At 70.0% G+C, this 25,874-nt stretch carries 33 protein-coding genes and 1 pseudogene; 20 read left to right on the top strand and 14 right to left on the bottom strand.

All coding sequences use genetic code 11. The features are described from left to right. Positions 1–63: 63 nt before the first annotated feature. On the top strand, positions 64–501 hold the full coding sequence (locus tag BKI49_RS00380; RefSeq protein WP_095932372.1) for a cupin domain-containing protein: 438 nt from the start codon (positions 64–66) through the stop codon (positions 499–501). Between the two features lie 161 nt (positions 502–662). Here BKI49_RS00380 and BKI49_RS00385 read toward each other — a convergent pair whose 3' ends face one another. Together BKI49_RS00385 and BKI49_RS00390 are read right to left on the bottom strand one after the other, a co-directional pair. Further along, on the bottom strand, positions 663–1,073 hold the full coding sequence (locus BKI49_RS00385) for a VOC family protein (RefSeq protein ID WP_095932110.1): 411 nt from the start codon (positions 1,071–1,073) through the stop codon (positions 663–665). Beyond that, complete coding sequence (locus BKI49_RS00390; RefSeq protein ID WP_095932111.1) at positions 1,070–1,846, bottom strand: arsenate reductase/protein-tyrosine-phosphatase family protein; 777 nt, start codon at positions 1,844–1,846, stop codon at positions 1,070–1,072. The genes BKI49_RS00385 and BKI49_RS00390 overlap by 4 nt, the downstream gene beginning before the upstream one ends. Before the next feature lie 318 nt (positions 1,847–2,164). Here BKI49_RS00390 and BKI49_RS00395 point away from each other — a divergent pair, with 318 nt between their 5' ends. Together BKI49_RS00395 and BKI49_RS00400 are read left to right on the top strand one after the other, a co-directional pair. After that, a complete protein-coding gene (locus BKI49_RS00395) occupies positions 2,165–2,671 on the top strand; it encodes a hypothetical protein (RefSeq protein WP_143658337.1) in 507 nt (168 codons plus the stop codon). Positions 2,672–2,792: 121 nt separating this feature from the next. Next, entirely contained in the window at positions 2,793–3,968 is a 1,176-nt protein-coding gene (locus BKI49_RS00400) for an FAD-dependent oxidoreductase (protein ID WP_095932113.1), read from the top strand. A gap of 84 nt (positions 3,969–4,052) precedes the next feature. Here the strand turns inward: BKI49_RS00400 and BKI49_RS00405 are convergent, their stop codons facing one another. After that, positions 4,053–4,628, bottom strand: coding sequence for a TetR/AcrR family transcriptional regulator (locus BKI49_RS00405; protein WP_095932114.1), 576 nt, complete (start codon positions 4,626–4,628; stop codon positions 4,053–4,055). Positions 4,629–4,761: 133 nt separating this feature from the next. On the opposite strand from BKI49_RS00405, the gene BKI49_RS00410 reads away from it, so the two are divergent. Both BKI49_RS00410 and BKI49_RS00415 read left to right on the top strand, forming a co-directional pair. Continuing rightward, on the top strand, positions 4,762–5,379 hold the full coding sequence (locus tag BKI49_RS00410) for a class I SAM-dependent methyltransferase (protein ID WP_095932115.1): 618 nt from the start codon (positions 4,762–4,764) through the stop codon (positions 5,377–5,379). A gap of 33 nt (positions 5,380–5,412) precedes the next feature. Next, a complete protein-coding gene (locus tag BKI49_RS00415) occupies positions 5,413–6,051 on the top strand; it encodes a DUF2218 domain-containing protein (RefSeq protein ID WP_095932116.1) in 639 nt (212 codons plus the stop codon). Between the two features lie 194 nt (positions 6,052–6,245). Here the strand turns inward: BKI49_RS00415 and BKI49_RS00420 are convergent, their stop codons facing one another. The 3 genes from BKI49_RS00420 to BKI49_RS00430 all read right to left on the bottom strand — a co-directional run bounded on the left by BKI49_RS00420 (position 6,246) and on the right by BKI49_RS00430 (position 7,603). Further along, positions 6,246–6,935 carry a methyltransferase family protein gene (locus BKI49_RS00420; protein WP_095932117.1) on the bottom strand — a complete coding sequence of 230 codons (690 nt, stop codon included), beginning with the start codon at positions 6,933–6,935 and terminating at the stop codon, positions 6,246–6,248. Between the two features lie 98 nt (positions 6,936–7,033). Next, positions 7,034–7,285 (bottom strand): DUF2933 domain-containing protein, encoded by a 252-nt coding sequence (locus BKI49_RS00425; RefSeq protein ID WP_095932118.1) that lies wholly within the window; start codon positions 7,283–7,285, stop codon positions 7,034–7,036. A gap of 54 nt (positions 7,286–7,339) precedes the next feature. Then, on the bottom strand, positions 7,340–7,603 hold the full coding sequence (locus BKI49_RS00430; protein ID WP_179332279.1) for an SHOCT domain-containing protein: 264 nt from the start codon (positions 7,601–7,603) through the stop codon (positions 7,340–7,342). Between the two features lie 392 nt (positions 7,604–7,995). On the opposite strand from BKI49_RS00430, the gene BKI49_RS00435 reads away from it, so the two are divergent. Together BKI49_RS00435 and BKI49_RS00440 are read left to right on the top strand one after the other, a co-directional pair. Continuing rightward, positions 7,996–8,454, top strand: a complete 459-nt coding sequence (locus BKI49_RS00435) for a hypothetical protein (protein WP_095932119.1) — start codon at positions 7,996–7,998, stop codon at positions 8,452–8,454. 90 nt (positions 8,455–8,544) lie between these two features. After that, entirely contained in the window at positions 8,545–10,167 is a 1,623-nt protein-coding gene (locus BKI49_RS00440; RefSeq protein ID WP_095932120.1) for a multicopper oxidase family protein, read from the top strand. Between the two features lie 78 nt (positions 10,168–10,245). On the opposite strand, the gene BKI49_RS00445 is transcribed toward BKI49_RS00440, so the two are convergent. The 3 genes and pseudogenes from BKI49_RS00445 to BKI49_RS00455 form a co-directional block, all read right to left on the bottom strand. Next, entirely contained in the window at positions 10,246–11,181 is a 936-nt protein-coding gene (locus tag BKI49_RS00445) for an NsdA family TPR-like regulatory protein (RefSeq protein ID WP_257004556.1), read from the bottom strand. Positions 11,182–11,249: 68 nt separating this feature from the next. Further along, positions 11,250–11,858, bottom strand: a pseudogene (locus BKI49_RS00450) (ABC transporter ATP-binding protein); the annotation flags it as partial. Further along, a complete protein-coding gene (locus BKI49_RS00455) occupies positions 11,855–12,310 on the bottom strand; it encodes a MarR family winged helix-turn-helix transcriptional regulator (protein ID WP_095932121.1) in 456 nt (151 codons plus the stop codon). The gene BKI49_RS00455 and the pseudogene BKI49_RS00450, both read right to left, overlap by 4 nt. 190 nt (positions 12,311–12,500) lie before the next feature. Between BKI49_RS00455 and BKI49_RS00460 the strand changes: the two genes are divergently transcribed. Then, positions 12,501–12,878 (top strand): STAS domain-containing protein, encoded by a 378-nt coding sequence (locus BKI49_RS00460; protein ID WP_095932374.1) that lies wholly within the window; start codon positions 12,501–12,503, stop codon positions 12,876–12,878. Between the two features lie 212 nt (positions 12,879–13,090). Here BKI49_RS00460 and BKI49_RS00465 read toward each other — a convergent pair whose 3' ends face one another. Beyond that, complete coding sequence (locus BKI49_RS00465; protein WP_257004558.1) at positions 13,091–13,522, bottom strand: MarR family transcriptional regulator; 432 nt, start codon at positions 13,520–13,522, stop codon at positions 13,091–13,093. Between the two features lie 195 nt (positions 13,523–13,717). Between BKI49_RS00465 and BKI49_RS00470 the strand changes: the two genes are divergently transcribed. The 6 genes from BKI49_RS00470 to BKI49_RS00495 all read left to right on the top strand — a co-directional run bounded on the left by BKI49_RS00470 (position 13,718) and on the right by BKI49_RS00495 (position 19,663). Further along, entirely contained in the window at positions 13,718–14,935 is a 1,218-nt protein-coding gene (locus BKI49_RS00470; RefSeq protein WP_179332280.1) for a PP2C family protein-serine/threonine phosphatase, read from the top strand. A 133-nt stretch (positions 14,936–15,068) separates the two neighbouring features. Further along, a complete protein-coding gene (locus tag BKI49_RS00475; protein WP_095932124.1) occupies positions 15,069–15,968 on the top strand; it encodes an STAS domain-containing protein in 900 nt (299 codons plus the stop codon). Continuing rightward, positions 15,965–16,384, top strand: a complete 420-nt coding sequence (locus BKI49_RS00480; RefSeq protein ID WP_095932125.1) for an STAS domain-containing protein — start codon at positions 15,965–15,967, stop codon at positions 16,382–16,384. The genes BKI49_RS00475 and BKI49_RS00480 overlap by 4 nt, the downstream gene beginning before the upstream one ends. Positions 16,385–16,431: 47 nt before the next feature. Next, positions 16,432–16,827 carry an anti-sigma regulatory factor gene (locus BKI49_RS00485; RefSeq protein WP_095932375.1) on the top strand — a complete coding sequence of 132 codons (396 nt, stop codon included), beginning with the start codon at positions 16,432–16,434 and terminating at the stop codon, positions 16,825–16,827. Next, positions 16,824–17,897, top strand: a complete 1,074-nt coding sequence (locus BKI49_RS00490) for an ATP-binding SpoIIE family protein phosphatase (protein ID WP_095932126.1) — start codon at positions 16,824–16,826, stop codon at positions 17,895–17,897. Before BKI49_RS00485 ends, BKI49_RS00490 begins: the two co-directional genes overlap by 4 nt. Continuing rightward, positions 17,894–19,663 carry a PP2C family protein-serine/threonine phosphatase gene (locus BKI49_RS00495; RefSeq protein ID WP_095932127.1) on the top strand — a complete coding sequence of 590 codons (1,770 nt, stop codon included), beginning with the start codon at positions 17,894–17,896 and terminating at the stop codon, positions 19,661–19,663. The genes BKI49_RS00490 and BKI49_RS00495 overlap by 4 nt, the downstream gene beginning before the upstream one ends. 66 nt (positions 19,664–19,729) lie before the next feature. Here BKI49_RS00495 and BKI49_RS00500 read toward each other — a convergent pair whose 3' ends face one another. From BKI49_RS00500 to BKI49_RS00510, 3 genes are all read right to left on the bottom strand, one after another. After that, positions 19,730–20,167, bottom strand: coding sequence for a MarR family winged helix-turn-helix transcriptional regulator (locus tag BKI49_RS00500; protein ID WP_257004559.1), 438 nt, complete (start codon positions 20,165–20,167; stop codon positions 19,730–19,732). A 374-nt stretch (positions 20,168–20,541) separates the two neighbouring features. Continuing rightward, on the bottom strand, positions 20,542–20,952 hold the full coding sequence (locus BKI49_RS00505; RefSeq protein WP_095932128.1) for an ATP-binding protein: 411 nt from the start codon (positions 20,950–20,952) through the stop codon (positions 20,542–20,544). Positions 20,953–21,215: 263 nt separating this feature from the next. After that, entirely contained in the window at positions 21,216–21,920 is a 705-nt protein-coding gene (locus BKI49_RS00510; protein WP_095932129.1) for a GAF and ANTAR domain-containing protein, read from the bottom strand. A gap of 251 nt (positions 21,921–22,171) precedes the next feature. Between BKI49_RS00510 and BKI49_RS00515 the strand changes: the two genes are divergently transcribed. The 4 genes from BKI49_RS00515 (at position 22,172) to BKI49_RS00530 (ending at position 24,030) form a co-directional block, all read left to right on the top strand. Then, positions 22,172–22,432 (top strand): WhiB family transcriptional regulator, encoded by a 261-nt coding sequence (locus BKI49_RS00515; RefSeq protein WP_095932130.1) that lies wholly within the window; start codon positions 22,172–22,174, stop codon positions 22,430–22,432. Between the two features lie 91 nt (positions 22,433–22,523). Beyond that, complete coding sequence (locus BKI49_RS00520) at positions 22,524–22,964, top strand: ATP-binding protein (protein ID WP_095932131.1); 441 nt, start codon at positions 22,524–22,526, stop codon at positions 22,962–22,964. Between the two features lie 137 nt (positions 22,965–23,101). Beyond that, positions 23,102–23,458 (top strand): hypothetical protein, encoded by a 357-nt coding sequence (locus BKI49_RS00525; RefSeq protein WP_095932132.1) that lies wholly within the window; start codon positions 23,102–23,104, stop codon positions 23,456–23,458. 227 nt (positions 23,459–23,685) lie between these two features. Then, positions 23,686–24,030 carry a hypothetical protein gene (locus tag BKI49_RS00530; protein ID WP_143658339.1) on the top strand — a complete coding sequence of 115 codons (345 nt, stop codon included), beginning with the start codon at positions 23,686–23,688 and terminating at the stop codon, positions 24,028–24,030. A gap of 348 nt (positions 24,031–24,378) precedes the next feature. Here BKI49_RS00530 and BKI49_RS00535 read toward each other — a convergent pair whose 3' ends face one another. Beyond that, the gene (locus BKI49_RS00535; protein WP_095932134.1) at positions 24,379–24,552 is read right to left on the bottom strand and encodes a CsbD family protein; all 174 of its coding nucleotides are present in this window, start codon (positions 24,550–24,552) and stop codon (positions 24,379–24,381) included. 391 nt (positions 24,553–24,943) lie between these two features. Between BKI49_RS00535 and BKI49_RS00540 the strand changes: the two genes are divergently transcribed. Both BKI49_RS00540 and BKI49_RS00545 read left to right on the top strand, forming a co-directional pair. Beyond that, the gene (locus BKI49_RS00540; RefSeq protein WP_095932135.1) at positions 24,944–25,324 is read left to right on the top strand and encodes a DoxX family protein; all 381 of its coding nucleotides are present in this window, start codon (positions 24,944–24,946) and stop codon (positions 25,322–25,324) included. Then, positions 25,321–25,788 (top strand): peroxiredoxin, encoded by a 468-nt coding sequence (locus BKI49_RS00545; RefSeq protein WP_095932136.1) that lies wholly within the window; start codon positions 25,321–25,323, stop codon positions 25,786–25,788. Before BKI49_RS00540 ends, BKI49_RS00545 begins: the two co-directional genes overlap by 4 nt. The last annotated feature ends 86 nt before the right edge of the window (positions 25,789–25,874 follow it).

Genomic DNA, 25,874 nt, shown 5'->3' on the forward strand with positions numbered 1-25,874 from the left:
GTCCGGGATGTGGTGGCCGACGCGAGATCGCCCATTCCGAGCAGGGCTACGGAGGTGTGGTACATGTCGGAGAAGAACTCAGAGCACGGGACCGCCCACGAGGTCTCCTTGCCGCCCGAAGTCAAGTTGCTGCAGGAGGTCACACCGCCCTTCTTTCCCGAAGGTGGTTCGGGGATGACAATTCTCGTCGAGTGGCCTCCCGGTCACCCCGGGCTCCCTCCACATCGCCACTCGGGCCCGTCCTTCGGCTACGTGATGGAGGGCGCTCTCCGGTTCGAGCTCGAGGGTGAGCCGGAGCGTGTGGTCGAGGCCGGTGGGACGTTCTGGGAACCGGGCGGTGACGTGATCCACTACCAGGACGGCAACGCCCTGTCGGACGCATCGACCAAGTTCGTGGTGACCATGGTGTGCGCTCCGGGTCAGCCGATGCTCAGGTTGGTCGACGAGGAGGAGCTGAAGGAACGGGCACACCTGCGCGCCCCGCGTCCCTCCGAAGGCTGACTCGCGAGATCGGCAGGGGCGCGGTGGCCGGAACACCGATCCCGATGCCGGGCTTGGCAGCAGCACACGTTTGCTCGCCCGGACAGACTCATGGTGAAGCACCCCCTGCGCCGGTCGGTGCTGCGCGCCCCCTCCATCGTGACTTGGTCGATGGTGGAGCGTCAGGGCCTGGTCTGTGCGGTTGTGATCGAGGAATCGGCGGGCTGGAACAGTTCGACGAGGTTTCCGGCAGGGTCGGCGATGAGGACTTGGCGCCCGCCAGGGCCGGAGACGACGTCGCTGCGGAAGGTCAATCCGGCGGCGCGCAGCTGGGCGATGGTGTTGTCGAGGTTGTCGACGATCAGGTGAATTCGGTTACGGCCGGCGGTGGCGGAGTCGTCGGGGGTGGCGCGGGCGCCGGAGCTGGCTGCGCCGGAGAGCAGTAGTCGCAAGGGCCCGCGCGTGACGTCGGCGAAGGCTGGTGCGGCGCTGGTGCGCAGGGTGAAGCCGAGATGCGTCGTATAGAAGTCGATGGCCGCTTGGACGTCGTCAACGATGTAGCGGACGCCGGCGAATTCGCTGGTGGTCGTCACGGCTTGGCCTCCTGTGTCTGGGTGAGGACTGGCAGCAGGTAACGGATGCGGGTGTCGATGTCGGCCGCTGTGCGCTTGAAGGCGGGGTAGCCGGCCTGGTCCGTGTCTCCGGCGGTGGCCGGGTCGGAGATGCTCCAGTGCACTCGGCGCGGGCGTTCCGGGAACTCGGGGCAGATCTCCCGGACCTTGTCGCACAGGCTGATCACGTGGTCGAACCGATGCTTGATCACCGTGTTCATATGTCGCGGTTGCTGGTCAGCGATGTTGGTGCCGAAGTCGTCGCGCAGTACGCGTATCGCATTGGGGTGCAGGCGGGATTTCGGATGACTGCCGGCGCTGATGACCTCGACGGAACCGGCGGCACGGTGGTTCAGCATGGCTTCGGCCATCGGTGACCGGGCGCTGTTGCCGGTGCAGAGAAACAGCACCGACGGACGGCGTGAGAGGCCAGTGGCGAGCTGTGGTGGCGCCGGTTCTGCGCGCAGCCTCGGGTGCAGGGCAGCACCCGTGTCGGAGAGGGCTTGCGCGCAGCGATCCAGATTCAGGTGGTAGTAGGTGTCGCGGCCGTCGAAGGTGCTGCGGGTCGCTGTGAGCAGCCCGGCGTTGCGTAGGAGCCGCAGGTGGTACGAGATCAGGTTCTGCGGCTCGCCGACGAGTGTCACGAGTTCACGTACTCGGTAATCGCTGTGGGCGAGTGTGGCCAGCAACCGCCAGCGCACCGGGTGAGCGGCCAGGTGCACGAACGGAGGGACGGCTTGGCCCAAAGACGCCATGGCATCCACAGTACATCAAATGAGGTTGATGGAATTTGCATCGGGTCTTCACCCACGAAGCCGATCTTGCCGACCTGTGGCGAACCGCAGTACCTGCTGTTGCTGAGCGGCGACCTGGGCGTCGCGCTACGGCTGCGGGAAGCGTGGTGATGACACAGGCGTGTTCCAAGCCCCCATCATGGGTGAGGCATGGGGGGTTCGGTGGATGTGTCCCGTGTGTGCCGACGTGGCAGGGTGCCGCGTATGGTGCCGGTGGCGGCTGTCCGGGCAGGGTTGTTCTCGGTGCTCGGTACCGCGGTTGCAAGCACGATGCATCACTTGGCATTCGACTCCAGCCCCTCGTGGGGGGTGCGGGCCGTCGCTGCGCTCGTGTTCTTCGCCATCGCTCTTCCGGGGGCACCGGGGGCAGGACGAGAGAAGCCACTGGCCTGGCAGGTGACACTCGCCGCCGGAGCTCAGGTGGTCATCGGCTACTGGTTCGTGCGGGCGGACGACGCTGTTTCCGTGCCGGCCCATGCTGTGTGGCCGTCCTCCGTGCACGCGAGCTGGCCGGTCGCGATCGCGCACGTCGTGCTGACGGCATGGTCTGCGGTGCTGTTGCACGGCATGGACACGTGCCGGCGACGTGTACTGAGGGCAGCCGGACGGGAGCTGCTGCGACGGCTGTTCGCGCCCGTGTGCACACCGCTCGAACTGGCCGCAAGCACGGACCCAGAGCGGTGCCCCAGATACGGCGAGGACCGTACGTCCCCTGCCGTGGACCTCTTGGCCGACGCTGTAGTGCGGCGCGGTCCGCCCTTCTTCTCCCTGCTGCTCGCGGCCTGACTTCGGCCTTCGGGCGGCTCCGGTGTGCTCGATCACAAGTTCTGTGCCCAACCATGCCGGGGCGCGGGCTCCGAGGAGAGTGCCGCGTCAGGGGGGAAACAACGTGTCGCGTGGTACTGCCATGGCGCCAGTCGTCGTCATCGGGGCGGGCCCGTACGGCCTGTCCACCGCCGCGCATCTGATGGCGCGCGGCCTGCACGTGAGGGTCTTCGGCTCGCCGATGGCGAGCTGGGACGAGAACATGCCCGCGGGCATGCTGTTGAAGTCGCCGCCGAGTGCGTCGGTGCTGTCGGCCCCACGGGCCGGGTTCACCCTGGACGTCTACTGCCGAGAGGCCGGCGAGGCCTGGTTGACCGGCCATGAGCCGGTGCCCGTGGAGATGTTCGTCCGGTATGGGCGTTGGTTCGCCGAGCAGTTGGTGCCTGAGGTGGAAGACGTCAGGGTCCTCGGCGTCGACCGTCAGACCGACGGCTTTCACGTCAAGCTGGCCTCCGGAGAGGAACTGCTCGCGCCGGCCGTGGTCGTGGCCAGCGGTATGGACGGATTGGCGCATGTCCCCCGAGTGCTGGCGCCGCTCGTGCCGGAAGGGCTGGTGTCGCACGCTTCGCAGCACGCCGACCTCGCGAAGTTCGCGGGACGTGACCTGGTCGTGGTGGGGGCCGGGCAGTCGGCTCAGGAGAGCACCGCGCTGCTGAAGGAGGCAGGGGCGCAGGTCCAGCTACTCGTCCGAGATCGGCAGTTGGTGTTCGGCGCCGAGCCGACACCGCCACCGCACTGGCAGCCGGACACGCCGTTGGGGCGCTCGTGGGGCCTGTACGCGATCGTCCATCAGGCAGCCCTCTTCCGCTTCCTGCCTGCGTCGACCCGGTTGCGCCTGGTCAAACGAGTGCTGGGGCCCTTCGGTTCCTGGTGGCTCAAGCCGCGGTTGGACGGCGTCCCTGTACGCCTGGAAGAGACCGTCGTCGGCGCCCAGCGCTACGGCGACGGCGTTCGTCTGACAACTCGGAGGGGCGACGGGACGGTTCAGACAATCGATGCCGGACACGTCCTCGCCGCCACGGGCTACCGGGTCCAACTGGACGCTTTGGGCTTCCTCGCCCCGGAGTTGCGTTCCGATCTGGTCCGTACCGGAGGATCCCCAGCGCTTGACGCGGGATTCCAGTCCTCCGTGCCGGGCCTCTACTTCACCGGCATCAAAGCAGCGGCCACCTTCGGCCCGCTGATGCGCTTCACCTGCGGTACCCGCTTCGCCGCACCCCGATTGGCCGCCGGGTTGTCCGCCAACATCCAAGGCTGAAGCCGCCCGGAGCGGTCCGGGAGCTCTTCGAGTTTCCGGACCGCACGTCTGGCCGGTCGCTGGGCGTCGTGGTGAACGGGGCAGTCAGCGGGAGGCGCGCAGGCCATCCACCGTGACTTGGACGAGTCTGCGCACCGCTTCCGGGGACGGCATACCGCCTGCCGCGTCCAGGGCGTGCAGGCAGTACGCGGCGAGTTCGTGCGGCGCGATGTCATTGCGCACTTCGCCGGCCTCCGCGCTCTCGGTGAGCAGCTCGGTGACGAACTGGAGCAAATGCTGTTCGGCGTGGGCGACGTGCTCCCCTCGGTGCAGCACGGCAGCGATCTCCGCATCGTGCCCCCGGCGCTGCCGCTGTATGGAGGCGTAGGCATAGAGGACCGCCGCCAGCCGCTCGCCAGGACTGCCGGGCTGGTCTCGCAGCGCCGCCAGTTGCTGAAGATGGGCGGTGATCTGGCGCTCGTGCCAGGCCTTCATGATCGACTCGACGTCCGGGAAGTACTTGTAGAGCGTGGCGCGGCCGATCCCGGTCCCCTCCGCGATGCGGGACATCGTCACACCGCGCAGCCCGTGCTCGGTCACCAGGGCCGCGGTCACTTCCAGCACCGTGTCACGCACCGCGCGACGGTGCTCCTCGATCGTTTCGTTCCACAGCTTGGGCACCCCAGCAGTGTACGCAGCGCCCCATTGAATACACCATGACTTGACGTAGACACCGTGTATCGATAAATCTGATCGCGTCACTCGGATCCGAATCCCGGCAAGAGATCTGGACCACCGGCACACGGGAGGACCCATGTCCGTCTCACCGCATCACCCGGGAGCAACAGCTCCATCCACGCCCGATGACCTGTACGTCATTCCACCGCCGTGGGATATCGGCCGTCCGCAGCGGGCCTTCGTCTCGCTCGGTGACTCCGGTGTCATCCGGGGTCGAGTGTTGGATGCCGGCTGCGGCACGGGGGAGCACACGCTGATGGCGAGCGCTCTCGGCCTTGACGCCACCGGTATCGACCTTGCCGTCCGAGCCCTGGACATCGCCGAGGAGAAGGCGCGCGCCCGAGGCCGGAAAGTGCGGTTCCTGTGCCATGACGCCCTCGAACTCGACGGTCTCGGCGAGCAGTTCGACACCGTCCTCGACTGCGGGCTCTTCCACGTCTTCGCAGGCGAGGAGCGCATCGCGTACGTGGACGGTCTGCGGTCGGTCCTGCGGCCGGGCGGGCGTTACTTCATGCTCTGCATCAGCGACCGGGAGCGCGGCGCGTGGGGGCCGGTGCACAACGTGACGCGTGACGACATCAATGCGGTGTTCGCCGACGGCTGGCAGATCGACTCCGTCGGATCGTCCGCCATCCAGATCAGCACCGACCCAGGCCATGTCGAGGCCTGGCTCGTCGCAACAACCAGGATCTGAACCCCTTCGCGCACCACCGACACGAGGATCGCCATGCCGAGCGCCGAAGCCCGTATACCCACCAACCGGCCCAGCCGGTATCTCGTCCAGCTGTGCAAGCACTTCAGTAACAAGGGCCGTCACCTCGGCCGCAACGCGCGTCCACATCATGGCGATGGCGCCACGCACATGCCGCCCGATCTCAGGCTGGATCAGCTCCATGTCGAATGGACCGAGACCCGTGGAGTCCTGACTCTGCCGTGGGGGCGGTGCACCCTGGACGCCACGCCGGATGCGCTGATCCTGCGCGCCGAGGGCGACGACGAACAGGGGCTGCGTCGAGTCCAAGATCTCCTGGCCGCACATATCGGGAGGTTCGGCCGACGCGAAGAGCTGCGGGTGAAGTGGCAGGAGTCGGAGCCTGCTGCCCAGCGTATTGAGGCCACCGGCGGAGCGGCCGTACCCGCAGCATCAGCTTCAGCGCGACGCAGGCACCTCACCTGGGCAGGCGTCACGGTCCTGGGCATCCTTGCGGTGGCCGTGCACCTCGGCGCGGTCGGTGCGGTGTTGTCCGCGCCAGGCTGGACGAATTGGGCCGTCGGCGCTGTCCTGGGCGCCGTGGTCCTGAAGGTCGCGGCTGTGGCACTCCTAGGTCGTCGTGTGCACCGCCGCAGCCCACGGCAGACCGGGTAGCTCCCGCCGCATTGCGGGCACTTCAAAGGTGCGATGGCCGGCATGTACCTGGCCCTGAGCGCCCCGCCAGCAAGCGCAGCACCCACCGCCAGGGCGATCGCCGATTCTCGCGACACATCTCCCACGTGGTGCGCCCGCACGCCGGTCACGAGGCCAGCAGCAGTCAGTACCTACGTCAGTGCCGTCACCACCACTCACCTGGCGACCGTCCGGTGCGGCACGCGGGCATCCCTCGACGACCGGTCGGCGTGGGTCGGCCTGTGGCGCAGCTTCGGCCAGAACGCCGGGGTGCGCTCCGCGTACGCGGTCCACTGTGCGTCGAAGCGGGCGGCGACTTCGTGTTCCTCGCTGCGGGCCAGGCGCAGGTACACGTACACCAGGGCCGGGAACATGATCAGGGTCGGGACGGTCGGCCACTGCAGCAGAAAGCCGATCATAATGAGGAGGAAGCCGTCGTACTGCGGGTGACGCACCCACGCGTAGGGGCCGGTGATGGCCAGCTCGTCGTGCTGGGCGGCTTCGTGGAGGCGTTTCCAGGCGGCGGCGATCAGCCAGAAGCCGGTGCCGATGGCAACGTAGCTGGCCAGATGGAAGGGGCTCAGATGCGGATCGCCGGACCAGCCGGCCAGGTCGTTCCACAGGTGCCCGCCGGCGTGCGTGTCCTTCAGCAGCGGGAATCGGGAGCCGAGCCAGCTGCCCAGCAGATAGACGGTCAGCGGGATGCCGTACATCTCGGTGAACAGGGCGACCAGAAACGCGCTGTAGGCGCCCATCGCACGCCAGTCCCGTTGGGTTGTGGGATGGAAGAAGCTGGCGGCGAACGCGATGAAGAGCAGGGTGTTGAGGACCACCAGCGGCCATAGCCCGTACGCGCCGTCATCCATGGCGACCTCCCGCGGTGAAGTGGGAACGGGCGGGCGGGCGTCGTCCACATGCGAACAAGGCGATCACGGCACTCACGTCCCACCCGGCCCCGGAATGGTCAGGACCGGCTGCGCCCGGTGGGGTGGTCGTGCTTGTGCAGCGGGTCCTCGTCCCGGTCGTCACGGTGTTGATCGTGGCCACTGTGCGCGTCCTGGCCGTGCATGCTGCGCATCATGAAGAACATCATCAGCGGGCATGCAGCGACGAGTGCGAGCCAGACCAGGGATTCCAGCGACGCGCCGAGCATCACAGTGCCGACCACGACGATCGCGGCGGCGAGCGCGTACATGCCGTAGTTGCGCTGGTTCATGACTGGCCTCCTTCACGGAGGGCGCAGGGCCGCAGCCGGTGCGGCCCGCGGGTTTCAGTGTTTTGTCAGGGGCCCGGAGCGCAGGGTGTTCAAGCGGCGCAGGTATTCGTCCTCGTCGATCTCCCCGCGTGCCAGCCGCTCGCGGAGGATCTCCTCGGACGAGGTCGTCGCCGGGGTGGCGGTGTGTTCTTGGGGCCGGTTGATGGCTCGGAAGAGAAGCACGGCGATTGTGATGATCAGCGCCCAGAAAAGGATCATGCTGATCGACATCGCGAACCAACCCCAGCCGCTGACGCCATGGTCGTACCAGAACAGCATCGCCACTCACCTGCTTCGGCGTTGTTCCGTGGCCAGATGCGGAGGGGCACCCGGCGGCTTCTTGCCTTCGTTTCCATCATCCCTTCGCCGACCGTGGCGGTCTGGGGCCGGATGGTCCACGACCATTGGGCCATTGCGCCCATACCAGGTGCGCATAGTCGGACACAGGCTGGAGAGTGAGCCGACAAAGGAGGCGAGCCGCGCGTGGCGCCCTCGAACCGTCGCTGTCCGTACCCCTGCCGTACTTACCGTCGCGCCGGGCTCCTGCTCATCGGCCCGCGCCTGCGTCTGTAGCCACCATGCGGTGGTCCCTCACGCTTTCCGTTTCAGTTGCCGCCTTACCCCTACGGGGTATATTGGCGGATGATCAGCCGTTCCTACCCCGAGCGCGGATGGAAGCCATGACGACAGCCGACCACCCGACAGACGGCCCTCGCGGCGCCGTGCTGCGGTGGACGCATGCTGCCGTCATCGCGCTGACGGCGGTGCTCGCGGTTCTCGTCCACCACGAAACGGCCGCCGCCGTCACACACGTGCCGCCTGCCGGGGCGATGGCGGGCATGCACCATACGTCCACGACGACGGTGTCCGTCCACGCGGGCGGGCACGCCATGCCCCCTGGCGTCACCACGCCGGCCTCGGCCCACGACGATGGCGGGGCGTGCTCGGGCACAGCGATGCAGCACTGCTCCGCCGCCGTGGCCGACGGCATGAAGCTCGTCCCTCCCCACCAGCCTTCCGTGGACTGCGCCCCGGCCTTGTGCGCCGGCGCCGCGGTCAGCCGGGACATCCCGGGAACCACGGGACGGGCCCCGCCCGATCTCTCCTTCCTCTCTCGATTGCTGCTGTAGGCCGCGCCTGCGGCTGTGCGCACTCACTCGTGCGCTCAGCCGTCCACACGCGCGTCCAGCACAAGCGATACCGAGAAGAAGGACACCTCTGTGAACACCATGAACCGCCGCTCCGTCCTGCTGGCCGGACTCGGCGCCGCGGGCGCGGGCGCGCTCGCCGCCTGCAGCAATTCCGGCAGCACGCCCGCCCTGATCAGTCCCTCCGGGGCGGACGTCGCCGCCGCCGACAAGAAGCGCACCGGTAGCGGCAGGACCCAGGAACTGACGCTTACCGCAGCACGGGCCATGACCGACCTGGGCGCCGGGATCACGGCGAGGACCTGGACCTTCGACGGCCGGATTCCCGGCAAGGAGCTGCGGGTCTCGGTCGGTGACAGGCTGGCCGCGACGCTGTCCAACCAGTTGCCGAACCAGACGGCCACCTCAATCCACTGGCACGGCATCGCCTTGCGCAACGACATGGACGGCGCACCGCTGGCCACCCAGAGTGCGATCCGGGCAGGACACAATTTCACCTACCGGTTCACCGCAGACACCGCCGGTACCTACTTCTTCCATCCGCACGTCGGTGTCCAGCTCGACCGCGGCTTGTACGCGCCGTTGATCGTGGAAGACCCGAAGGAGCCGCTCTCGTACGACGACGAGTGGGTGGTCGTCCTCGACGACTGGCTCGACGGCGTCACCGGCACTCCGGACGACGTCTTCGCAGAACTGCGTCAGGGCATGGGAGGGATGCACATGGGCGAAGGCACCAACGACCCGTCGAGCTCTTCCGGTCACGAAGATCACGACATGGGCGGCATGGACATGAGTGGCGGCATGGACGGCACGGCCGGTTCCCCCTCCGCCTCGGCATCCGGCGGAAGCATGGGCACGAAGTTCATGCTGATGGGTGCTCAGAGCCCACTGCTCGGGGGCGACGCCGGTGACGTCAAGTACCCGTATCACCTGGTCAACGGACGCGTTCCGACCGACCCGGCGGTCTTCCGAAGCAAGCCCGGCAAGCGGATCCGTCTCCGCCTGATCAACGCCGGCAGTGACACCGCCTACCGCGTCGCCCTCGGCGGCCACAAGCTCACCATCACTCACACCGACGGCTTCCCCGTCCGGCACGAGCTGGTCGACGCCCTGCTGATCGGCATGGGCGAACGCTACGACGTCCTCGTCACTCTGGACGACGGCGCCTTCCCCCTGGTGGCGTCGGCCGAAGGAAAGAATGCCACCGGCATGGCCGTCATCCGCACCGGCTCCGGCAGCACCCCGAAGGCAACCGTCCGGCCGACGGAACTGGACGGCATGCTCAAAACCGCATCGCAGCTCCATGCGGCGGACGACGTCCGACTGGCGCCGAAGAAGCCCGACCGGGTCCACCGCATCGAACTGACCGGCGGCATGATGACCTACAACTGGGCCATCAATGGACGACGGTTCGACATGAACAAACCGACAGCGCATCCGATCACCGTGGAACAGGGCCAGCGGGTTCGGCTCGACTTCGTCAACACCACCACCATGTGGCACCCGATGCATCTGCACGGCCACACCTACCAACTCGGCGACACCGGACCGCGCAAGGACACCACGATCGTGCTGCCGAAGAAGACGACGTCGGTGTTCTTCGACGCCGACAACCCCGGGCAGTGGATGCTGCACTGCCACAACGCCTACCACGGCGAGGCGGGCATGATGGCGTTGGTCGCCTACCAATCCTGATCTTCCACACGCAATCTGACGTCACGGCTGTGACCTCCCTCATGTTGAAGGGGGGCACAGTCTTCGTGGCAGCCTGGCTCAGAACGGGAGCTCTTGCCCGGCCGCACCTCGCTTGATGCTCGTGATCCGTTCGTGGAAATCGCGTGTTGCGGCTTCGCGTGGGTAGCGGGCACGCAGCTCTTTATCCAGCTCGTCAGCGACTAAAAGTAGCGACGGGAGGGACTTGCGGTCGGCCTCAAGGGCTGTTGTGCCCATGCTGATGGCTTCTTCGATCTCGCCAGTGCGGGCAGCAGCGACTCCGAGTGTCAGACGGGCTTCAGCGGCCCGCATGGGAGAGATTTCGGTGCCGTCAGGACCGGTGCTGATGCGGATCGCTGAGCGTGCGTGGGCGGCGGCGCGCTCGTCGTCTCCGAGAAGACGGTAGGCGTCCATCTCGTAGAAGTCCCACTTGTCGGGGTCGATGATGAAGTGGTGTTCCGGGTGGTCCGGTCGCGGGAGTCGGTCGAGGCGAGCACGTCCGGCGTCCAGGGAGTCGCGAACCAGGCGCGCGTCTCCCATGCGGGCAGCGGCACGAGTTTTGTGCGCGTAGAGCTGGACGCCGACCGAGTGCGCCTGGTCGGCCGTGTGTCCCGCCTCGACGGCACTGAGCATGTCCTGCCATCGGCTCTGAGTGAGGGCGAACCAGGCTTCGATCTCCCATGCCCACGCCATGATTTCGCCGTGGCCGGCCTCTTCTCCGATGCGGAGTGCGGCGGCCTTGCTGAGGTTGGCGGCTTCGCGCTGGCCTCGGTCGTACTGGACACACGCGTTCAGCAGCAAGAGCCATCCGGCGTCGACGAGCAGTTCCCGGTGCTGACGGAGGGTGGTCCGGCCTTCGAGCTGTTTGGTGACGTAGTGCAGCCCGTTCCTGGTGCGCTCGTGCAGGTAATCGGCGTCGGCGTAAGGGTATGCGCGGGCGAGCTGGTCGATGCCCTGCTCGATCGACTCCAGGGCGGCGCTGTTGATGCTGGACATCTCCGTCCGTCGCAGCATCTCTGCGACGTCCCAGAGGCCGGCACCGCCCTGGGCGATCAGCCCACTCGGCGGGGCGCGCTGACCAGTGCCTGGGCGAGTTCCAGGCGCCGGACCATGCCTCCCGAGTACGTCTTGGCGAGCCGGTCGGCCGCGTCGGTCAGGTCGACCGCCGCGAGTGCCTGGTCGACCCGCGCCGTGCGCTCGCGGCGGGGGACGTCGAAGACGCGGGCGAAGAGGGACACGTTCTCCCGTCCCGTGAGTCCGGAGTCGGCGGAGAGCTGCTGCGGCACGTAGCCGAGCAGTCGGCGCACGGCCATGCGTTCGCCGGCGGCGTCGTGCCCGAAGACACGGATCGTGCCGGCCGGGACGGGCAGCAGCGTGGTGATGCAGCGGATGGCGGTCGTCTTGCCGGCGCCGTTGGGTCCGAGCAGGCCGAACACTTCGCCGTCGCGGACGGAGAGTTCGAGCCCGTCGACCGCGGTGGTCTCGCCGAAGGTGTGGACGAGTCCGGCGCAGGTGACGGCGTACCCGTCCGCCTCGGGCGGCTCCGGGGCCGCCCGGCCGGCTCTCTCCGGTCGGCCCTCGGCCGCAGCGGGGCCGTCTGCTCCGTCGGGCGCTTCGGAGCCGTGGTCGGCCCGTCGGGCGGGGTCTCCCCCGTCGGTGCTGTACCGCCTCATGTCTCCTCGGCCTCCTCGTGCAGGTTCGCCGCCAGCTTGCGCAGCGCCGGAATGGCCGCCTCCAGGGCCGCGCGGTCGGCGTCGTCCAGGCGGTCCACCTGGCGGCGTACGAGTGCCGCCCGGCGCTCTCGCCAGTCGCGCAGCCGGGCTTCGGCCGCCGGTGTGGGCAGCAGGCGCGCGGCGCGCCGGTCGGCCGGGTCCGTCTCGCGGTGCAGATAGCCGTCCCGCACCAGCCGGTTGACCAGCGTCGAGACGGAATTGCCCGCGAGATAGAGCTCCTTGGCCGCTTCCGACACACCGATGCCGGGACGGGCGACGACCAGCCGCAGCAGTTCGACCTCGGCGCCGCGCAGCCGCGGGGCGGTCATGCCGCCGCGCAGCCGCCGCCGGATGAGGCGCTGCACCCCGGCCAGGGTGTCGGCGAGCGTGTCGGGAAAGGTCTCTGGTTCCACGTTTCGACGATAGCTCTGTGACAGAGGTATCTAGGGAAAGGGACGGTCAAGAGCGGGCAACCCTTCGGAACGCGTCCGTGCGCGAAAGATCCGGGTGTGCACCGCATTTCGAGGGGTACTCGGAGACGTGCTCGCCGGCGTCCCGCACGCCGGAAGGATTCCGACGGGTCAGTGTCCATTGGAGGGAACCGTGCCGGCCGAACCAGCTCCCGTGTCCATCGACGTGACACTGCCCCGGGAGGGCGTCGCCCTGGTCGCCGTCGAGGGGGACCTGGACGTCGAGACCGCCCCCGAACTCCGTCATCATCTGTCCGACCAGGTCCGCGCCGGGCGTCGGCACCTGCTGATCGACCTGGCCGCGGTCCCGTTCATGGACTCGTCCGGCATCAACGCCATACTCAAGGCCCTCGAGGAGACCCGGCTGGCGGGCGGGAGCATGCGCCTCGTCTCGCCCGCGCCGGCCGTCCGGCGCGTCCTCGACCTGACCGGCGTCAATCTGGCGATCGCGTCCTCGGACAGCGTGGACGCCGCACTCGCTCTCGTGGCCGAGGACGCCACACTCCGCTAGTACCACCAGCTCCGCCGGCAACGGCGAACCGTCGCCCTCGCGGGATCAATAGTTGTCATTTGACAACTGTAGCCGTGAGGCAACAAAGTGATCGACGTCGGAATGCGGAAAGGACCTGAGACATTGCAGTGGGTGAACTCGGCTGCCCACTCGGGACAACAGCCGTGCAGGGACCGGAACACGCCGGCGCCCGCCTGCCGCGAACGTGCCGGTCAGGCCGTACGGGCATCCATCGTGTCGTCCTCGTGCATCTGCGCCGCCGCGGCCGTGCAGAAGGCCTCCAGCCCCTCCACGAGCGCCTTCCGCTTGGCCGCGGGCATCTGCGCCAGTACGGCCTCCAGGGCCTGCTCGCGACGTGTCCGCAGCTCCTCGAGGAACGAGGTGCCCCGAGGGCTGAGGAAGAGGCGCAGCTCACGGCGGCTGGTGGAGCTGGGTCTCCGGTCGACGTACCCCACCGCCTGGAGCCGGTCGCAGAGCCTGCTCGTCGAGGGCGGAGTGGAGCCGAGCGCGTCGGCGAGCGTCCGCAGATTGATTCCCTCGTTGTGCTCCAGGATGAACAGCACGCGCAGTTGGGAAGCCGAGACAGGGGCCGTCGAGGCGCGCCCCCAGAGGATCTCCAGCAGCTCGGCCGCCTCGGAGGTCACACGAGCCACCTCACTGGGCTGCGGACGCGGGCCGGAGGAAGTCACCGTCTCACTCTCCCAGTCTTCGTGCGCGCTGTCAGCCCGCAAAGGCTCCCACACGACCAAACAATAGACAGCGGTACCCATCAGCGACCCAACCGCTCCCAGGAGCGTGACCGGGCATCGCACTAATCGAAGAATGGCATATCCGACATCGTGAACAGATTCGTGGCCGCGGAGCGGGCCTTGCGCACGGCGGCACCCCACCAGTTGCTGGACGCGGTCCGTGCCGTGCTGTGCCGTCATTACGCGGCCGAGTCCGTCGAACTCTTCATGGCCGACTACGGACTCACCGTGCTCCAGCCCGTCTCCGTCCTGCCGCACACCCTCGAACCCGTGGGAGTGCACAGCAGCCCGCAGGGCCGGGCCTTCGGCGCCCAGGAGACCTTCGTCGAACCGCACAGCGGCGACCGCCGTCAGGTGCACCTCCCGGTGACGGTGCGCGGCGACCGGCTCGGCGTCCTGTCCGTCATGCTGCCCCTGAGGGCCTGCGGCACCGAAGCGCTGGCCGAGCTCGCCGACGTCGCGGAAGTCCTCGCGCACGAGGTGCTCGTGGCCGAACGGGACACCGACCTGTACCTCCAGGCACGCCGCAAGGACCGGCTGACCCTGGCGGCCGAGATGCAGTGGCAACTGCTCCCGGGCCGTTCCTGCTCGCGGCCCGAGTACGAACTCGGCGCCCAACTGGAGCCCGCCTACGCCATCTTCGGCGACAACTTCGACTGGTCGTCCAGCGCCGACCGTCTGCTGCTCTACATCACCAACGGGATGGGCGAGGGCATCGAGGCCTCGCTGCTGACCAATCTGGGCATCAACGCGCTGCGCAACGCCCGGCGCGCGGGCATCCCCCTCCACGACCAGGCGGCCCTCGCCGACCAGGCGATCTACGCCCGGTACCGTGGCTCCTCGTACCTGTCGGTCCTCATGCTGGACTTCGACCTGTCCACGGGACGCATGCGGGTCATCGACGCGGGCTCGCCCCAGATGGTGCGGCTGCGCGGCAGGACCGTCGAGCGGGTCGACTTCGAGGCGCAGCTGCCGCTGGGCATGTTCGAGGAGACCGACTACATCGTGCAGGAGTTCGAGGTGGAACCCGGCGACCGACTGCTGTTCGTCAGTGACGGCGTGTACGCGGTCACCGGGCCGGGCGGCGAGAAGTACGGGGAGAAGGCGCTGGCCAAGGCGATCACCTCCACGAGACTGCTGCCCGCCACCGAGGTGCCGCGCGCCGTCCTGCGTGAGCTGTCGGGGCACCGCGGCAGGCCCAAGCCGGAGGACGACGCCCTGGTGGTGTGCCTGGACTGGCACGGTCGCCCGCCGGCCGGGGAAGCGGGCCCGGAGAACGACCCCGGGCGGGTCACCGGAACCCCCTGAAGATGATCTCCACGAGCCGAGCGGGTGTCGTCCGCGCGCAGGCCGTGGCTACAGTTGTCGCACGACAAGAGATCACGCCGGGGCAGTTGTCCCGGCGCCGGCAGGCGTACACACATCCGAAGGAGACGAGCAGGTGGCGGACCACGAGGCAGCGGGAGAGCGGAATTCGTCGGCACAGGAGGTGGGGGAGTTCCTGCGTCGCCGACGCGAGCAGATCGCCCAGCGCTGGGCCGACGAGACGCTGTTCCGCACCGTCTTCACGATGTCCCGGGACGAGGCCGTGGAGGCCTGCCGGGCCGTGGTGGAGGCGCTGGCCGCGGTGGCCGTGGCGGACCAGGTCGACAACCTGGGTGCGGCGGGCTTCATCGCCGTGCGCGACCAGCTCGGACGCATGGTGGCGTCGCGCACCCGCACGGGAGCCGGTTCCACCCAGATCGCGGACGAGGTGGCCGCGCTGCGGACGCCGGTCGCCGAACTGCTGCGCTCCGAGCTCGAGGGCTCGCCCTCCGGCCGGACCGAGGAGTGTTCGGTCACCCTCACCGCCCTGATGGGAACCCTGCGGCTGGTCGTCCTGGAGACGGCGCTCAACGCGGGACAGGAACTCATCGACCGACAGCGCCTCCAGCTGCTGGAGGTGGCCACCCCCGTCATCAAACTCTGGGACGGCGTCGTCGCCGTCCCGCTGATCGGCACCCTGGACAGCGCACGCAGCCAGGTCGTGATGGAGAGCCTGCTCGACGCCGTCGTCAGCCAGCAGGCCCGGTTCGCCATCCTGGACATCACCGGGGTGCCGACCGTGGACTCCCTCGTCGCCCAGCACCTGATGAAGACCGTGGCGGCAGCCCGCCTCATGGGGGCCGAGTGCATCGTGTCGGGCATCCGCCCCGCCATCGCCCAGACCATCGTCCACCTCGGCATCGACCTCGGATCGGTGATCACCCGGGCCAGCCTCGCCGATGCGCTCGCGTACGCGCTGCACGAGCAGGGCAGCGTGGTCGTGGACAGGAACCGCACCGGTACGAGCGCCCGATGACCGGCCCGATCCACGGCTCTCCGGGCGCCCATGTGCCCGTGCTCAAACTCGGCGGCATCCTGCTGGTCACGCTCCAGGGCGAGTTGCACGACCGCGCCGCCGAACAACTCCAGCAGGACATCGGCGAGGCCATCGAGGCCAGTTCCGTCACCGGCGTCGTCATCGACATCTCCGGCGTCGAGATCGTCGACTCGTTCCTGGGCCGTGTGTTCGCGGAGATCGCCGCCCAGGCGAAACTGCTCGCGGCGCAGACGGTCGTCGCGGGCATGCGGCCCGCCGTCGCCATCACCCTGGTCGAGCTGGGCCTCACCCTGCCCGGTCTGCGCACCGCGCTCGATGCCCAGCAGGCCATGCTGATGCTCGACCCGGCGTCCGTGCCCGTCCCCCACAGTCCAGTACGCCGGGAGAGCCCGTGACGGAAACTTCCGGCTCCGTCACCGCCTGCCTGCCGATCCACTCGGACATGGATCTCGCGTGGGTGCGCCAGCACGTACGCCAGACAGCGGCCCAGCTCGGATTCGGCCTCGTCGAGCAGACGAAGCTGGTCACCGCGGCGAGCGAACTCGCCCGCAACACCCTGGTGCACGGCGGAGGAGGCCAGGTCGAGTCCACCGCCCTGACGAGCGGGATCTCTCGGGGGCTGCGTCTGACGTTCCGGGACGAGGGGCCCGGCATCACCGACATCCAGCGGGCACTCAGCGACGGTTACACCTCCGGCGGGGGCCTGGGGCTGGGACTGGGCGGAGCCCGGCGCCTGGTCCACGAGTTCTCCATCGACAGCCGTCCCGACGAGGGCACCGCCGTCACGGTGATCTGCTGGGTCGGCGGTGCGCCCCACCCGCGTCAGGAGGGCCGATGACGCGTGTGTGGGACATCCCCGTCCACGACTCCACCCGGGTCCGCGACGTCCGGGTGGCCGCCGAGGCCGCGTCCGGCCACGCCGGACTCGACCAGGGCCGCACGGCCGTGGCCGCGCTCGTCGCCACGGAACTCGCCACCAACCTGCTCAAGCACGCGGGCGGCGGTCAGATCCTGATCGACACCCCGGTGGCCGACCTCTCGGTCTCCGGCGACGAGCGGGGACCCGGGCTCCAGATCGTGGCGCTCGACCACGGACCGGGCATGGCCGACCTCACGGCGGCGCTGCGCGACGGGTATTCGACGACGGCCTCGCTGGGCGCCGGACTCGGCACCTGCCGTCGTGTCGCCGACGGCTTCGGCGTGCACACGGTGCCGGGGCAGGGCACGGTGGCGGTGGCCCGCGTCCACGCGGCCCGCGGGGACCAGCAGACCGGACGTGTCCCCGCGGCGGGCTCGCCGGTGCGGGCGGGCGGCGTCAACATCCCGCTCCGGGCGGCCGAGCACTCCGGCGACGCCTGGGCCTGCGTACGCTCGGGCGACTTCGTGACCCTGTTGCTGGCCGACGGGCTCGGCCACGGCCCGGCCGCCGCGGAAGCCTCCGACGCGGCCGTACGACTCCTGCGCCACTGTGCCCACCTGCCTCCGCCGGACCTGCTCGGGGAGTTGCACGGCGCGCTGCGCGACACCCGGGGAGCAGCGATCGCGGTGGCCCGGCTCGATCTCACCGCCGGACAACTGGACTTCGCCGGCATCGGCAACGTCGGCGCCCGGCTGGGCGCCGACGGCACCTGGCGGCCGCTGCTGTCGCACCCCGGAATCGTGGGCGCGCATCGTCCGGCCCGGCTGCCCGGCTCCCGGACTCCCTGGACCTCCGACAGCGTGCTCGTCCTGCACAGCGACGGTCTGCCCAGCCGCTGGGCTCCCCCGCCCGTCGCCTCCCTGGCCTCGCTGGACCCCGCCGTGTCGGCAGCCGTGATCGTGCGCGATTCGAGCAGTGCGGCGCGCCCCGTGCGGGACGACACCACCGTGGCCGTGCTGAACCCCACCTCACTGGACCCTCAGACATGACGCAGACCTGGCAGATCACCACAGTCGACGACGCGGCCCGGGCCCGCGTCGCCACGGCCCGGCTCGCCGCCGCCCACGGTGTCTCCCCCCTCGACCGCACACGCCTCGTCACCGCCCTCGGCGCGCAGCTGCGTCAGTGCCTCGTCAAGGGCGGCAGCTGGCAGTTGACGCTGCGGACCACGGCGCCCACGGCCGGGGAGCGCGGCGGGCGGCTCACGGCCGTCGTCCGTCAGCAGGAGGCGAACGGCTCGGCGGACAAGCCGGGTTGGCAGGCCTCGGTCGGCCTCCCGGACGGCGGCAGCGGCGCGATCCCGGCACAACTGCCCGGCGGCCGCACGGTCCTGGCCGATGCCCTGCTCAGCGCCGACGAGGACACCTCGCTGGTCCTGGACAAGCTCGCCGAGCAGGAGGAACTGGTCGCCTTCCACCGGGAGGAACTGCACCAGACCAACCAGGGCGTCCTGGCGCTGCACGCGGAACTCGACGCGGCCGGGCGCGTGCAGCGCGAGCTGTTCACCGCCGAACGCGAGGCCCGTACGGAGGCAGAGAGCGCCCGGCACAGACTGACGTTCCTCGCCGACGCCAGCGCGGACCTCACCGCCTCGCTCAACCATGAGGAGATCCTGCACCGCCTGCCGGAACTCCTGGTGCCCGCCTACGCCCAGAGCGCCGAGGTGTGGCTCTTCACCGAGGAGAGCACGGGCCACAAGCAGGACCCCCACGCCGCGGCCGCCGTCGCCGCCGCGCGCACCGGCCGCCCCCAGTACGCCGCCGACCACCCGGGCGGTCTGCCGGGCGTGGACGACCATCCGCCCTCGGCACTGCACCCGACGCAGGCCCTGCTGTGCATCCCGCTGTCGGCCCGCACCGCGCCCCTGGGGGTGGTGACGCTGACGTCGCCGCAGGAGCGGTGGAACTCCGACGACGTCATCATGCTCGTCGAACTCGCCCGCCGGGCCGGCATCGCGATAGACCACGCCCAGCGCTTCGAGCACAGCCGGGACATCGCGGAGACGCTGCAACGCGCCCTTCTCACCGACCTGCCGACCACCCCCGGCCTCAGCCTCGCTGCGCGCTACCTCCCGGCCACCCACGGCCTGAACATCGGCGGTGACTGGTACGACGCCTTCCGGCAGCCCGACGGGGGCCTGGTGGCGGTCATGGGCGACGTCACCGGCCACGGCCTGCACGCGGCCGTCATGATGAGCCAGTTGCGCACCGCGCTGCGCGCCTACGCGGTCGCCGGAGGCACACCGGGCCGGCTGCTCACCCAACTGCACTCGTTCCTGCACCACTTGCAGCCCGACCTGTACGCGACCGCGGTCATCGCCCGCTTCCATCCCGACGAGACGACCGTCACCTGGGCCGCCGCCGGACATCCGCCACCGGTGCTGCGCGGCCCGGACGGCCGGGTGCGGGTCCTGGAGGCCAAGCCGGGCGCGATGCTGGGCATACCGCTGCACCAGGACATCCGCGACCACACGGAACACATGCCGCCGGGGTCGACGCTCGCCCTGTACACGGACGGTCTGGTGGAGCGCCGGGCCCAGGGCATCGACCCGGGCATCCGGCGCCTGGCCGACACGCTCGGGGCCCAGCGCACCTCCGACCTGGAACACCGTCTGGAGCGAGCGGCCGACCTCATCCTGGATCCGATGCTGTACGACTCGCAGCGGGACGACGACGTCTGTCTGCTCCTGTGTCACGTCGGCGGGTCGTCGGTCACTGCGCCGTCGGTGGACGGGGCGCGCGAGGCCTCCGCCTGACCGTGCAGGGGGCTGACCGTACGACGGGCTGACCGTACGGGGGGACGGGCCCGCTCCCGATCGGGGCTACTCGTCCGCCCCGTTGCCGGCGCCGGGAGAGTGGCGGGCGTCTCGGAACGCCCGCAACCCCACGTCCAGCGCGGTCCGTTGGACAGGGCTCATGGCCGCCAGGACGGCGGACAGGCCCAGCGTCCTGCGCTCACCGATCTCCGTGAGGAGCCGGCCGCCCTGTGGCGTGAGCAGGAGTTGCAGAGCGCGCCGGTTGTGGGGATGCGGGACGCGCTGCACCAGACCCGCGGCCTCCAGGCGATCGCACAGCCGGCTCGCGGCGGGCAGTGCGATGCCGACCATGTCGGCCAGTTCGGTGAGGTTGAGTTCGGAGCGGCCCCCGACGGCCTTCAGTGCCTTCAACTGGTGTGCGGACAGCCGGGGGGTGACCATCTCGCCCGAGGAGGTCCACAGTTCGACGAGGCTCTCCACGGCGTCGGCGATCCGGCCCGCCACGGCTTCCGGGCGGCTTCCCGGTCCCAGGCGGCTTCCCTGTTCCAGGGGACTCCCCTGTCCCAGGCGGCTTCCCGGCTCCAGGGGGCTGCCGGGTTCCGGGCGGCGGCCCGCGTCGTGTCGGCTCCCGGGCTCCGGCTGACTGCCCGCGTGGTGTCGGCTCCCGGGCCCCGGACGACCGCCCGCGTCCCTACGGCTTCCGGGCTCCGGGCGACGGTGGTCTCCGGGCTCCACGCCGTGCTGCACGTCCCCGTCATCCGCCACGGGTCATCACGCGCTCCCCCAGGGCCGGTTCGCGGCACGCTCCCGGCCGACGGAGGGCTCCGTCACGGCGGGTGTCGCTGCTGGATCGCGAATGATGCTTCGTCCTCGGGTTCTCAGAAGGGCACGACGGCGCGGACGGTCTTGCCGTCCGGGCGGAAGTTCACGGTCAGTTCGGCGGACAGACGCCGCACCATGGGCCAGCCGAAGCCGCCCTGTCCCGTGTAGTCCACGCGCCGCGGACGGGGTGGCGAAGGGTCCTCGTCGGAGACGGATATGCCGACCCCGTACCCCATGTCCTGGAGGGCGACGCTGCACCAGCGGCCGCGCGCGTGGCGTACGGCGTTGGTCACCAGTTCCGACACCACCAGCGTGATGGCCTCGACGACGTCCCGCGGCACGTGCCCCGGCAGGCCGCCGACGAACGTCCGCACCATACGTCGTGCGCGTTCCGCCGCCTGTGGCTCGCGCTCCAGCCTCGCATCGCAGACCGAGCCGGAGTCAGGGAGCGGTTCGACGGTCGTCATGCCTCGGCCTCCCTCGCCGTGTCGATGTCGTGCACCGCGTGCACGCGACGCCACCCGGTGTCCGGCCGACGTGCCGGGCGGGCTGCAGCCCTCCTTCCCACCTCCGGCAAGCCCATGTCATGAGATCACTCACCTTCACATCCCGGTCACACCTGGGCACCGCGCCGCAGGATCCCGGGCGCCCCGCGAGCGGTGCCCCGAGGCCGGGCGGCCACCCGTCGGACCGGTTGGGCAGCGTCTCCTCACCCGGGCCCCGGCACCGGCTACGCGGGCCTCTCGCCTGTCTCGCAGATGCGGCGGGCGATCTCGCGCAGCTTGATGTTGTGGTCCTGCGAGGCCTTCTTCAGGACCTTGAAGGCGTCGTCCTCGCTCAGGCCGTGCCGCTCCATGAGGATGCCCATCGCCTCGCCGATCTCGTGACGGGTCTCCAGGGCGTGCCCGAGCTGCTGGTGGGTGCGGGCGGCGGAGAAGGCGACGGCCGCGTGGGAGGCGAGTATCCAGCCGGCGGTCTGGGCCGACTCGTCGAAGGTGCGCGGCACCCGGGAGTACACGTTCAGCGCGCCGAGCTCGTCCTCGGCCGTGAAGAGCAGGAAGCCCATCATGCTGCCCATGCCGAGCTTCCTCAGCTCGGGCGCGAAGCTCGACCACCGCTCGTGCGGCCGGCGCAGGTCCTCGATGGCGTAGAGCTGCTGCCGGTCGGTGACGGCGTCGAAGCACGGGCCCTCGCGCAGATCCTGCTGGATCCGGTCCGCCATGCGCACCACGTCGCTGGTCGCCGCCAGGGCGCTGACCTCGCCCCGGCGCACCGTGAGGATGCCGGCCTCGTCGCATCCGTTGATCAGTACGGTCGCGTGCTCGACGATCCGGTCCAAGGTGGCCTGGACCGAATCCTGAGCGAGCAGATCACGTGCCATGTCCGCCAGGGCGACGGAGAACTCCTGCCACACTTCGCCGGACTCGTGCGCCATGTCCCACCTGTTCATCCATCGGAACGCCGCCCGCGTTCACCTGGGATTCCATCTTGCCACCCGGTCGTGCGCACCGTGTCGGGCCCGCGTTTTCGGCCTTTCCCGGGCCGGGTCGCGGGGCCTGATCCCGGTGGGCCGGGACCGCCGCACCGGAGGCCGTTAGCACCTCGCCCGTTTCATCCGGGCGATCAAGGGTGACCCGAGAAGGGACCGATCCCATGACCACGACCCCTCGCGATCAAGGAGGTCCCGTGAGCGACTGGCGAGAATCCGCTGCGTGCCGAACCGTCGACCCCGACCTGTTCTTCCCCATCGGCAACACGGGCCCCGCCGTGTTGCAGATCGAGGAGGCGAAGGCCGTCTGCCGCGCCTGCCCCGTACGTGACGCGTGTCTGCGCTGGGCGCTCGACACGGGCCAGGCCATCGGCATCTGGGGCGGCACGAGCGAGGGCGAACGGCGAGCGCTGGCGCGGCGCGAGGCCCGTCGGCGATCCCGGGACGCCACGGCGTAGAGGGGGACGGGAGGCCGGTCCCGGTCCGCGCCCGCGGGCCCCACACCGCGAAGCAGTACGGAATCCGGCCGACGAGATCCGGGAAGGCGCGATGGAAATCGAACCCAGTCGGGACAAGAACCGGTCGGGTGCGGAGGTCGAGACCCTCACCATGACCTTCGCGGGTCGGCTGCAGAACGTGACCGACGCGCGCCTGGCCGCCGAGGGCTTTCTGCGCGACCTCGCGCGGGCGTCTCCGCCGTCGGCGGCGGAGCACTGGGACGACGTCCTGCTCGTGGTGACGGAACTGGCCGCGAACACGATCCAGTACGCACCCGGCCCCTTCGAGCTCCATATGCGCCCCACCATCACCCGCGACGGCGTGCACGTGACGTTGCGCGACGGCAGCAGCACCCCGCCGACCCCGCGCCGCTTCCGTCCCTCCGAGGGCGGCGGGGGCATCGGCTGGCACCTCGTCCACGCGCTCTGCGACCAGGTGAGTGTGGTGACGCGGCCCGACGGCAAGGACGTGCACGCCTTCCTCCCCTGGTGAACGCCCCGGCCCGCGGTCCCGGGGCGACCACCGCTCACAGGGGCGTTCTTCCGTTGACAGGTGTCGGTGCTGCTCGCGGGGGCAGACGGAACTGCCTGAGGAGTCATCACTCACCGGTACGCGAACGAGGTGGAGCAGTGAGCCTGCAGCAGGACCGAATACCGGACCCCGCCCCCGGCGGCGACCCGGGCCACGCCGGGGCGCATCCCTCCGAGCAGGAGCATGCCGCCTGGTCGCGCGTACGCCGAACGGCGACGGGGATGGGACATCACGCGGCCAAGAACGCGCTGGCCGCCGCCAGGAAGGCGGCCGAGGACGATTCGCTCATCGGCCGGGACGCGTTCCTCGCGCGGGCGGTGGCCGAGGAGTGGGAGCGGATCACCGAGACCCTGGCCGACCACGCGGGGACGTACGACCCTGCCGACGACCCCTTCGTCCAGGGCGAGCTCGCGGCCCGTGCCCATCAGGAGGAGACGGCGGTCCACGATCACTGACCGGCACGGCCGCACGCGCCTCGCGCCGGGCACGCCGTGGCTCCGGGCGGTGCCCACAGGCACCGCCCGACCGCATTGTCAGTGCCCTGAGGAACAATGCTGAGCAGCGAGAACGTCACCGCCCAGACGGCAGGTGATCCGCCCCGTCCGTCGAAAGGCCGCATGGAGATGACGCCCACCCCGCACCGCCGCGCCGTGCCGCGAGTCCTGAGCGGAGGCCGGTGACGATGCTCCGCGCGCTTTCCCGCCCGCACGCGCCGCTGGGCGCCGGTGGTGCCGAGGTCCTGCGACTGATCACGGAGCAGCGGTTCCCGGTGTTCCTCACCGTGCACACCAACGGCCGCCGCCGATACGGCTATTGGCAGCCCTCCCCCACCGGCGCCGGACGGGGCGGCTGCCATGTCGCGCTGCCCACGGACGAATGCGACGCGCTGCACGCCGCCGGCCGGATCGTGCTGGGGGACCCGCTGGAGGATCCGGGCAAGACCACGTATCCGGTGCGGGCCGCGGCCGCCACGGCGCGCGGCGTGGCAGGCGTCGCGCGTGCGTCCCGGCACGCTTTGACGGCCTGAGGACGACGCGGCTCACACAGCGCCGACGCCGACCCGGCGGGGCGGCCGACCTTGCGGGGCGCTGCCGCTCGAACCGGCGCTCGCGAGGTGCGGCCATGCGGCCCAGCGCCGTTTCCGGTGATCGCCGCACGTGCACGGCCCTTACGGGGATCACCGTGCGTACATGACGCCTGCCGCTCACCGAGGTCTTCCGTGCGTGCACGCCACGGGGCCCGCCGCGCCTTCGCGCTGCGGGCCCCGTCAAAACGGCTCGGACACCATTCGTTCGCCATACCGGATTCCGTGACGTTCGGTACCGGATTCAGTGCGCATTGCCACCTGATTCGGTGCCGGTCGCCCCTGACGAATTCAGTGGCGGAAGACGTCCTTCGTCTTTTCCTTGGCCTGCCGGGCGTCACCCTTCGCCTGCTCGGTCCGGCCCTTGGCGGTCAACCGCTCGTTGCCGACCGCGCGTCCGGCGGTCTCCTTGGCCTTGCCCTTGGCCTGCTCCATCTTGGCTTTGGCCTTCTGGTCCTTCGCCACAGCAGTTCACATCCTCACTGCCTCGACAAATGCGATCCACCTCCACGACTCACCGTGAAAGGGAAATCCAAACGCCGTCGTCCGTGAATTCCTGAGGATTCCCGCACACCGTCGCGACCGCCGTGCCGGAACATGCCGGGGTGAGCGGGCCCCGCCCCAATGCGGATGGTGGGCGGGACCCGTTCACCCTTCCATTCTCTGTATGTGTTCGAGCCGTCGGCAGCGAGTGAGACGAAGCACCTGCGCACCACCGCGTACACCCTGTGTGCGGACCGCGCGCCCGGTGTGCGTCCGCGTCGAGATCCGCGCCGGGCGGGCGCGCGCACCCGGCACTTCCCTTCCACTTACCGTCCAGTAATATCGCGCGTCAGTGTCCCCCTGAGGAGGAACCGTGCCACGGTCGGAACGCTCGCCCCTGCTGCTCGCCGGCCTGCTGGCCACAGCGGGCGTAGCCCACTTCGTCTCTCCGCGCCAGTTCGACGCGACCATCCCGCGGGCCCTGCCGGGCGCCCCGCGGACCTGGACCTACGCGAGCGGTGTCGCCGAACTGGCCCTGGCCGCCGGTCTGGTGTCGCCCCGCACGCGCCGCGCCGCCGCGCGCGCCGCCACCGCCTTCTTCGTCGGCGTGTTCCCCGCCAACGTGCAGATGGCCGTCGACTGGCGGGACCGCCCCGCCCCGCAGCGGACCGCTGCACTGGCACGCCTTCCGCTCCAGGTGCCGCTGGTCCTGTGGGCGCGCGGCGTCGCCCGGAACGCGCAGGGGCAGTCATGACGGGCCGGATGAACGTCGGGGACACGGTCGAGGACTTCACGCTGCCGGACGAGAGCGGGACGGACCGGCGCCTGTCGGAACTCCTCTCCGACGGACCCGTGGTGCTGTTCTTCTACCCGGCCGCCCTCACCCCGGGCTGCACCGCCGAGGCCTGTCATTTCCGTGATCTGGCCGCGGAGTTCGCCGCCGCCGGGGCGAGTCCCGTCGGGATCAGCGGTGACCCGGTCGACCGGCAACAGGAGTTCGCCGACCGGCACACGCTCGGGTTCCCCCTGCTCTCCGACCCCGAGGGCGTCGTCCGCGAACGCTTCGGTGTGAAGCGCGGCTTCTCCCTGGCCCCCACGAAGCGGGCCACTTTCGTGATCGCGCAGGACCGGACGGTCCTGGAGATCGTCCGGAGCGAGCTGCGGATGAGCGCGCACGCCGACCGCGCCCTCGCCGTCCTGCGCGACCACAAGGGCTGACGCGGCACCAAGGGCTGACCGGAGCGCTCCGGTCGGCACGGCCGTTCTTCGGCCACCGCCCGCGCCTCCTCGGGTGTTCCTCCTCC

This window comes from Streptomyces sp. Tue6028, from assembly GCF_002300165.1.
GTDB classification, from domain to species: Bacteria; Actinomycetota; Actinomycetes; order Streptomycetales; family Streptomycetaceae; genus Streptomyces; species Streptomyces siamensis.

Coding starts and splice junctions, on each gene's coding strand:
- BKI49_RS00380 (WP_095932372.1), top strand. CDS start 64: ATGTCGGAGAAGAACTCAGAGCACGGGACCGCCCACGAGGTCTCCTTG.
- BKI49_RS00480 (WP_095932125.1), top strand. CDS start 15,965: ATGACCGGCCCGATCCACGGCTCTCCGGGCGCCCATGTGCCCGTGCTC.
- BKI49_RS00530 (WP_143658339.1), top strand. CDS start 23,686: ATGCTCCGCGCGCTTTCCCGCCCGCACGCGCCGCTGGGCGCCGGTGGT.
- BKI49_RS00505 (WP_095932128.1), bottom strand. CDS start 20,952: ATGACGACCGTCGAACCGCTCCCTGACTCCGGCTCGGTCTGCGATGCG.
- BKI49_RS00390 (WP_095932111.1), bottom strand. CDS start 1,846: ATGGCGTCTTTGGGCCAAGCCGTCCCTCCGTTCGTGCACCTGGCCGCT.
- BKI49_RS00520 (WP_095932131.1), top strand. CDS start 22,524: ATGGAAATCGAACCCAGTCGGGACAAGAACCGGTCGGGTGCGGAGGTC.
- BKI49_RS00425 (WP_095932118.1), bottom strand. CDS start 7,285: ATGAACCAGCGCAACTACGGCATGTACGCGCTCGCCGCCGCGATCGTC.
- BKI49_RS00410 (WP_095932115.1), top strand. CDS start 4,762: ATGTCCGTCTCACCGCATCACCCGGGAGCAACAGCTCCATCCACGCCC.
- BKI49_RS00430 (WP_179332279.1), bottom strand. CDS start 7,603: ATGCTGTTCTGGTACGACCATGGCGTCAGCGGCTGGGGTTGGTTCGCG.
- BKI49_RS00400 (WP_095932113.1), top strand. CDS start 2,793: ATGGCGCCAGTCGTCGTCATCGGGGCGGGCCCGTACGGCCTGTCCACC.
- BKI49_RS00485 (WP_095932375.1), top strand. CDS start 16,432: ATGGATCTCGCGTGGGTGCGCCAGCACGTACGCCAGACAGCGGCCCAG.
- BKI49_RS00420 (WP_095932117.1), bottom strand. CDS start 6,935: ATGGATGACGGCGCGTACGGGCTATGGCCGCTGGTGGTCCTCAACACC.
- BKI49_RS00545 (WP_095932136.1), top strand. CDS start 25,321: ATGACGGGCCGGATGAACGTCGGGGACACGGTCGAGGACTTCACGCTG.
- BKI49_RS00445 (WP_257004556.1), bottom strand. CDS start 11,181: ATGTCCAGCATCAACAGCGCCGCCCTGGAGTCGATCGAGCAGGGCATC.
- BKI49_RS00495 (WP_095932127.1), top strand. CDS start 17,894: ATGACGCAGACCTGGCAGATCACCACAGTCGACGACGCGGCCCGGGCC.
- BKI49_RS00510 (WP_095932129.1), bottom strand. CDS start 21,920: ATGGCGCACGAGTCCGGCGAAGTGTGGCAGGAGTTCTCCGTCGCCCTG.
- BKI49_RS00490 (WP_095932126.1), top strand. CDS start 16,824: ATGACGCGTGTGTGGGACATCCCCGTCCACGACTCCACCCGGGTCCGC.
- BKI49_RS00435 (WP_095932119.1), top strand. CDS start 7,996: ATGGAAGCCATGACGACAGCCGACCACCCGACAGACGGCCCTCGCGGC.
- BKI49_RS00415 (WP_095932116.1), top strand. CDS start 5,413: ATGCCGAGCGCCGAAGCCCGTATACCCACCAACCGGCCCAGCCGGTAT.